The sequence below is a fragment of the Cognatiluteimonas telluris genome (assembly GCF_011320095.1).
Classification (GTDB): Bacteria; Pseudomonadota; Gammaproteobacteria; order Xanthomonadales; family Xanthomonadaceae; genus Cognatiluteimonas; species Cognatiluteimonas telluris.
Window position 1 is genome coordinate 167,028 of record NZ_JAANOY010000004.1, and the last position, 7,426, is coordinate 174,453.

Consider the following 7,426-nt stretch of genomic DNA (forward strand, 5'->3'; position numbering starts at 1 on the left):
CCACAAAGATCCAGCCGATACACGTTTTGTCAGGCGACGCTGCTGGCTTGTCCAATCAGGAACTCTTCGCAAAGCCTACAGCCGGGCTGACGACACCTTGTTCTTGAGGCGCGCGCTCCACTGCAAACTTTCTGCGAACAACACCCGCGCTCATCACGGCACTACAAACGGCGAAAAGCAGGTATCGAATCGAAATTCGATCTCACCGGAATACCCCTCCAGAAAGGCGCCGACCCGCTCGACGAAGGCCTTCTGGCTTTCGGCAAGGAATGAGATATCCGCCTCCCCGGAGCCTTGGCTGTCGCCCTCCCAGCGCCCGAGGCCCCCGTCCACAACGAATTCGACAATTGCGGAAAAAATCCGCTGGTAATCGAACTGTTGGTCGTCGTTGCGGGCACGGATCATCACCCAGACCGGCCCGGGCGCCTGCTGGAATGCGTCTTTCGGGCGCCCGGCTCGACCTGGATCAAACGGATCGTCGCTGCAGCACGCGTCTCCATCCCTGTTTGCGACGGGCATCGTGGGAAACGCCGGCCCGACGGGCAGTCGATCGAGGTCGCGCTGCAGATAATCCTGTACAGCGGTACCGAAGCCGAGCGCCGCAGCAACATGCAGCAACGCCATGCCCGCTGCCCGGCGAGTGATCCAATAGCGCTCTTCGTCGGGCCCCACGAGCAGGTTGCGACCATCGGCCAGGGCACGGACCTTGTACGTGTTCGGTCGATCCGCCGGGCCCGACATGGCCATATCTATTTCGGTTCGGGAAGAATAGGAAATCTCCAGGAACAGTTCCTTCAACGCATGCCGGGAACCGGCCTCCAGAAGCCCTGATTCCCGAGCCAGCGTTGCGATCTCTGATTGCAGGACCGAGTAGCCGCTCCAATACGCGTTGATGAGGTTCGCAAATCTCCCGCTGCGCAAGGCATCCGGGTCACGGTCGTAACTTGGGCCGTGCACTACGAGAGGAATCCTGAATCCTGCACGGACCTTTCTGTGCAATTCCGCCAGATCTGAGCTTTGCAACTCTAGGTTCTGCATCGTCCTCCGGATATCCCTGGACAAATCGTCGGGAGCAACGGCAATTCCGGCGAATTCACGATTTGGCGATATAAAAACTAGGGCATCGGACTCAACCAGGTCTGGCGTGTACCGTTCGACCCATTTTTGTACGTCTATGCAATCAACAGTCGATTCTGGAGGGAACGTTTCACGATTTGCATTAAGCATTTCACTTGCATCTTCTTCCGCTGACCATAAAAGAAACAACACGCGGCCAGCGCGATCGGGGTCTGCGACGTTCGCCCAGGAATTCCCACACCAGATTGCCCAGGCATTCTCAGTCGAAACGACTGCCTGTACGAACTTTTTGTAAATTTCGGCAGCTTCAAGACCACTCATGATCAATACCTGCTGAATATTTTCTGCACTGCAGTCTGGATGTTGTGGACCTTCTTGTTCTGCAAGACGGTGTTCTTATAGTCGCAGCCGCTACATGCGGCCTGGTCTTGCAGATGGGCGAGTTCGAATCCGGGTGGAAGCCTCATGTATTTAGTCAGCTTTTTGCCACGCCCGCCGCGAAGGATGTGGTTCTCCTCCTGCTTGAGCCATCCCTTTACGCAGCTTGGGGTTTTCGGATCATTTCGAATCCTGGAAATGGCAGAGGCTCGTCCCGCTCGACTACGCTCGCCTTCTGGATCGCGGTCGGACAACACATCGGAGTCAACGTACGCATACGTGTTGAAACCGCCTTCCAGTCCAATAGGATCGCTTTCGACATATCTGCCGCTCGTCGGATCGTAGTCCCGAAGGTGGTTGTAGTGGGTCTGGGATATCCCGTCGAACTGTTGCCCAGGGAATCGCAGGCGGTAGCTGAAGTTGCCCAGCCCGTTTGGATCTTCGATAGCTGTCGTTTCGCCGAATGGCATGCTCTCCCATCGCCAGACAATTGAATTGCCGGCATTGACGATCGCACGCGGCGTATCGAGTTGGTCAGGCTCCACAAAGTAGGCCGCCACGTCGCCTGATATCTGTCCTCCAAACGCACCCGCGCCTGCTGACGGCTTCAAGACCGCCACCGGCGTATCTCCCAGCCAAACGTGTTCTGCAAGCAGATTTCCAATAGCGTCGTATTCGCCAAGCAAATGCCCGCTATTGTCATAAACGAATTGCGTGTACCCCCCGCCCACCCCCGTGACACTGGGGCAACTGTTGCCGTTGTAGGCTGCGCACACGCGCTCGCCCAGAGCGTTGTACTGGTAGCGGGCTTGCACCGTCGCACCCAGCCTGACTTCGGCAAGGCGGCCGCGCCCCGAATACACGAACGCCTGGCCGTTGCTTGAGGTCGTGTTGCCAATCGCGTCGTAAGCGCGGGCCTGGCCAGCGACGGCCATCAGCCGGTTACTTGCCGGATCGATCGTGTAATCGGTGTCCTGCGGCGTTGCGCCCACCACACGTTGTTGCGACGTACGGTTGCCGGTGGGGTCGTACGTCCAGTGCAGGCTGAGATTGGCGAGAGGGCCGCTGCCGCTGGCGTTATCCGCATCCGAGAGACGGTCGGCTGCGTCGTAACGGTAGCGCCATGCCGGCCCTGCACCCGCGTCTTCTGCCGAAGCGATCCGTCCTGCGGTGTCGAACGCCAGGCTCGTGCTGCTGCTTCCGCTGGTGAACCCAGCGACGCGCCCATCGGTGTCGAACGTGCGCTCGTAGCGACCTGCGACCGACGTCCAACCCATCGGCTCGCCGAACGGGAAATACGCTATCTGGGAGACCAGCGTCTGCCCATTGAGCAGTATCTCCTGCACGCGGCCGTCGGCGCCGTAGCGATACTGCAGTCGGGCGCCCGACGGCAACACGGTTTCATCCACGCGCCCTGACACGTAACTGCTGCTCAGCGTTTTCAGTGCCGCGGTGTTGGAACTGGCACCCAGCTGCTGCGATTTCTGCGTTACCCGGCCGGCGACGTCATAGACATAACTGGTCTGCCCGCTGCCGTCCTGCACCGTCGTCAGCCGCCCCTTGGCACCGGGACCGCCGCTGGGTTCGTCGTAGTGGTACGCCAGGGTCTCATCGGGATAAGCGATCGAGGCCAGCCGGTTTTCGGCATCGTATGCATAGACGCCTGCGATGTTGCGTGCGTCGGTACGGCTGGTGAGGTTGCCGGCGGCGTCATAGCCGAATCGCGTGATGCCGGTGTCGGGACTGGTGAGCGTCGCCAGCTCGTTGAAGCCGTCGTAGTCATAGCGTGTTGCCAGTCCGCGGGGGTCAGTGACCTTTCGCAGATTGTCCTGCGCGTCGTAGTCGTAGGTCACGCTGCCCTGGGCGGGATCGATCGACATGCGCAGGCGGTCGAGCGCGTCATATCGGCTCTCGGTCGGAAGATCATGCAACGGCACCAATGCGGTGCGTTCGTTGCCGTTGCCGTCGTAGCTGTAGTTGACGGCCTCTGCCGGGTCCGCGCCATAGGCCTGGGCCATCCTTCCCAGGTTGTCGATCACGCGGTTGACCGTCTGCGCGAGGGCGCCATCGGGAGCAAACGTCTGCTCCTGCGTTCGATCGCCAGCCGGATCGAGGCCGTAGCGGATCCGGTTTCCACGCGAGTCGAGGATGCTGGTGAGCCGCTGGGCGTCATCGTATTCGTACTGCAGCCAACTTCCGTCAGGCAGGGTCAGCTTCGCCAGGTTTCCGATCGGCTGGTATTCGAACGCAGTGATTTCCGGCGCTGCCAGGCCTGGGCCGGAAAGCTTTGTCTCGACCAATCGGTCGCGCTCGTCGTACCGGTAGTCGGTGACCAGGCCGTTGGGATCGATCATCTGGCGGACATGGCCATGCACGTCATAGGCCGGATAACGCGTCGTCAATCCATTGCCATCCACGACCTGCGTCAAGTTGCCCGTGGTGCCGTCATAGGTGTAGCGGGTGATGTCGTCGACGTCCGAGCGCGGCCCATCCACCTGCTCCATCTGCCCTGCCGCATTGAAGACATAGGCCCAGGCGCGGGTCTGTCCGTCGACGGTGATCGACCGCTGTTTCGGGTTCCCCCGGTCGTCGTAGGTCAGGTTCGTGACTTTTGTCGAGCCAGTCGCCGATGTTTCGGTGATGGTGACTGGCACGCGCCATTGCGGGTGCCACTGGACGTTGACCGTCTGCGTATCGGGGGTTCCCAGGCCACGCGTCCACTGTTCCGGCAAACCCCGCGTGTCGATATGGACCTGGGACTTGTTGCCGTTGAAATCCGTCAGCAGCGTGGGATATCCGTTGCCGTCATACGCGATGGTTGACGTTCCGCCGGCTGAGCAGCTCGAGCACGGATCCGAAACCTGGGTCATCCGCAACGAGTCGAAAATACGGGTGAAGTGGTACGTGCGAACTGCGCCGCGGGGATCGGTCACCGTCGTTGCATTGTCGCCATAGCTGAACCTCGTCAGGTCCGCGCCACCAGCATGGGTGGATTCGACGACGCGATTGTCGTCGTCGTATTTCCATGACACATAACGCACGCCACGCTCATCGGTGATGCCGGTCAGCAGCGTCGGCCAGCCGGGCATTTCATAATGATATTGGCGTTGCTTCAGGTCCGGGTAGGTGACCTTGGACAAGGCGCCATTTTCGTATTCGTACGTGGTCCGGCGATTCTCTGGATCGATCAGCGCGCTGACCTGGTGGGTCGCGGGGTCGCGTTCGAAATGCAGACTGCGGCCGAACGAATCGGTCACCGCATCCAGCTGCCCATCGGCGCCGTAGGTGAGCGACTGGCGCAACCCGGTCCGGTTGTCGATCCAGAGCAATCTGCCATCTGGATCGTAACCTTCGGTGGTGTCGTCCTTGGCGTGCAGCAGCCAACCGGTGGTGCGGCCAAGACCGTCATTGACGCGCTCCAGGCGGTCGGGGATGTCGCCGTTGACGACATAGGTCCCGCTCCGATAGGCGAACTGCAGCCAGCTGCCATCGCCACGCTGCACCAGCACGGCGTCGGGCGCAGCCATTGCCGTCGCCCCATCGGGGAGGGCGAGGTGATGGTGGTAGTTGCTCACCCACCGGTGCCCGACCGGCGACCCGTTCGGCAGATAACTCACGTACGTGCGCGTGTAACTCAGTGGGAACGGGCCTTCGCCCTGGTAGTCCGGCTCGACCTGGGTCTTGATGCCCGTCCCGATGCTGACCGGGTTGCCCGCCGTTGGGCCACCCGGACCCGCCGAGCCCAGATTCGCGAGTGAGAGGCCTTCGTCGATGGCCTGGTTGGCGAGGTATCCGACCGGATTGTTGAAGCAGGGCGACAGGTAATTGCAGGCGTAATCGTTGATGGCGCGGATGCCTGCGGCCGCCATCTCGTCTGCCGTCAACGTGATGTTCCCGTTCATGACCTCGCGGACCCAGGTCAGGACTTCATAGGTCGTCTCGATGATCGTCACGGCGATCAGCACAGCCGACACGATGGGAAGAATGATCGCCAACGGCGGCGCGACTGCGGCAAGCACCGCTTCCAGTCCGATGCTGACGGCAAAGCGTCCGGCCAGTATCGCCAGCCGCTCCGCCATCAATGTCGCGAACTTGCTTTCGCAGATGACCTTCAGCAGCACCGCCTTGGCGATGCATCCGACATTGATCGCGCCGTTGAGGCCGCCATCGACGCGATAGATCGCCGCGCCCGTCTCCGGATCGGCGATGACGTATCCCGCGGCCTGGACACCTGCCTTGGCGAATTCCTTTTCGGGAATGACGACCTGCATGCCTGAATTGACGGCATTGCGGATTTCATCCTTGACGTCGCTGGTGGTCTGGATCCTGGGCAGGAGGGTGTCGATGTTGGCTGCGGTGATCGTGTAGATCGCCACGTGCGCCTGGTTGGCCCAGGCCAGGATGCTCGAGGCCGACAGTGAATCGCCCGGTCGATTGTTGAGCAGCAGGTCCCAGGTCAGGCTTTCGGACAGGGAGCCATTGGCGCCGATCTGGAAGGTAAGCCTGGTGGCTTTTTCCGGGTCCGAGAGGACGACGCCGACGCGGTCGGCCTTGATGTCGGTCGCAAACCCCGAGAAGTAGCCAGTGCGCGGGATACCGAAGAAATACCGCACCTGCAGTGGCGCGGCGAAGGCACCGATCGAGGGCATGCGCAGGAACTGGCCACCCCATCCGCGGGCATACAGCGCTGCGCGGCTGTCGTTGAGGTACCAGTACTGGACGCCTGCCAGGTGCAGCGCGGTCGCAATCGACTGTTCCGAAGAATCGCCAAGGCCCTTGAAACTGGCGCCGAGCAGTTCCTCACCCACGCCGCCAAGGTCGGGGGTGAAGCTGATCCGTGATCCCGCCGCGAACTGGTAGGGCTCCGTAATGCCACTGACATGTCCCTGCAGGTCTGGGACGGCCGCTTTCCAGTATTGCTGCGTCCCCATCGGCACGGGCGAGCCCGTGGCCAGCACGCGATCGCCCAGCATGAGCCGGGGGACCACGTTCAATGCCGTCAAGGGCAGCGCGGCCGCGTTGCTCGACGCATAGGACTCCAGCACCATCGCGTCCGACGCGGTGGCGGGCGCGTAGTCGACGTAGATGGACTGTCCGGCCAGTTCCACCGTCGACAAGCGGAGCGCGAGCGCCGGGTTTTCCAGCGCGATGTCCTGCGCGGTCGCGAACTGCTGGATGTCGACGAAATACTTCAGGCTGGACGGGATTGCCGTGAATCGGGTGGCCGCGGCGCTCACCGCGAATGGGAGCGTGCCGGTGATCACCGGCAATCGGGTCTGGATGATGCTGTACTTGCCCAGCGCCACCTGCGGATCACGCAGCGAATCGTCCGTCGCCTGGTCGGCGATGCGCTTGATGACGTCCTGCGTGTAGGCGTGGTAACGAGTGGTGTTCAGTCCGGTGACCGAACCGTCGGCGCCGATGCTGGCGCCGTCCAGCAGGCTGTTGGCGGCCGTGGTGGCGTTCCAGTCGCCGAGTCCCAGCACATCCACAGGGGGCGACATGGTGTATTGCTTGAAGCTCGCATCCATCGGGATCCACGCATCGGCCTGCCGGTTGATGGCGCCGCGCGATGGCGTGAAGTCGATGTTGGCTTCGACCCAAAGGTGCTGGAACCGCAATGCCTTGATCTGGCCATCGAGCTTCAGGATGGTGGTCGGAATGCCACCCACCTGCGTCGCATGGGTCGCGCTGTCGACGTCGCCTGCCTTCAGCCAGTTGAGGGCCTGGGCGACGGGCACGTCGACGGTTCCGTAGACGAAGCGCGTCGGGATTCCCGATGCACGCAGCAGCGCCGCCAGCAGGCTGTTGGTGTCGGCGGCGTTGCCGCGGCGGTTGGCCAGGGTCAGGCCGGCGCCCTGGATGGCGCCGTGGGTCGGCACGAAGTCGATGTTGTTATGGACCCAGTTGAAGATCTGCACCGGGTTGTGGCCGAGGCTGGCGGCCAGCGCCGTGATCTCGGGCGTCAGCG

The 7,426-nt window shown here is 61.9% G+C and carries 2 protein-coding genes; both read right to left on the bottom strand.

What is annotated here, in order from left to right:
* Positions 1 to 153: 153 nt before the first annotated feature.
* The gene (locus G7B67_RS04880) at positions 154 to 1,398 is read right to left on the bottom strand and encodes a DUF2750 domain-containing protein (RefSeq protein ID WP_166208740.1); all 1,245 of its coding nucleotides are present in this window, start codon (positions 1,396 to 1,398) and stop codon (positions 154 to 156) included.
* A 2-nt stretch (positions 1,399 to 1,400) separates the two neighbouring features.
* On the bottom strand, positions 1,401 to 7,424 hold the full coding sequence (locus tag G7B67_RS04885) for an RHS repeat-associated core domain-containing protein (protein WP_341480460.1): 6,024 nt from the start codon (positions 7,422 to 7,424) through the stop codon (positions 1,401 to 1,403).
* Positions 7,425 to 7,426 lie beyond the last annotated feature (2 nt).

Bases quoted from the DNA above. Each gene is read 5' to 3' on its own strand.
- G7B67_RS04880 (WP_166208740.1), bottom strand. From the start codon at position 1,398: ATGAGTGGTCTTGAAGCTGCCGAAATTTACAAAAAGTTCGTACAGGCA.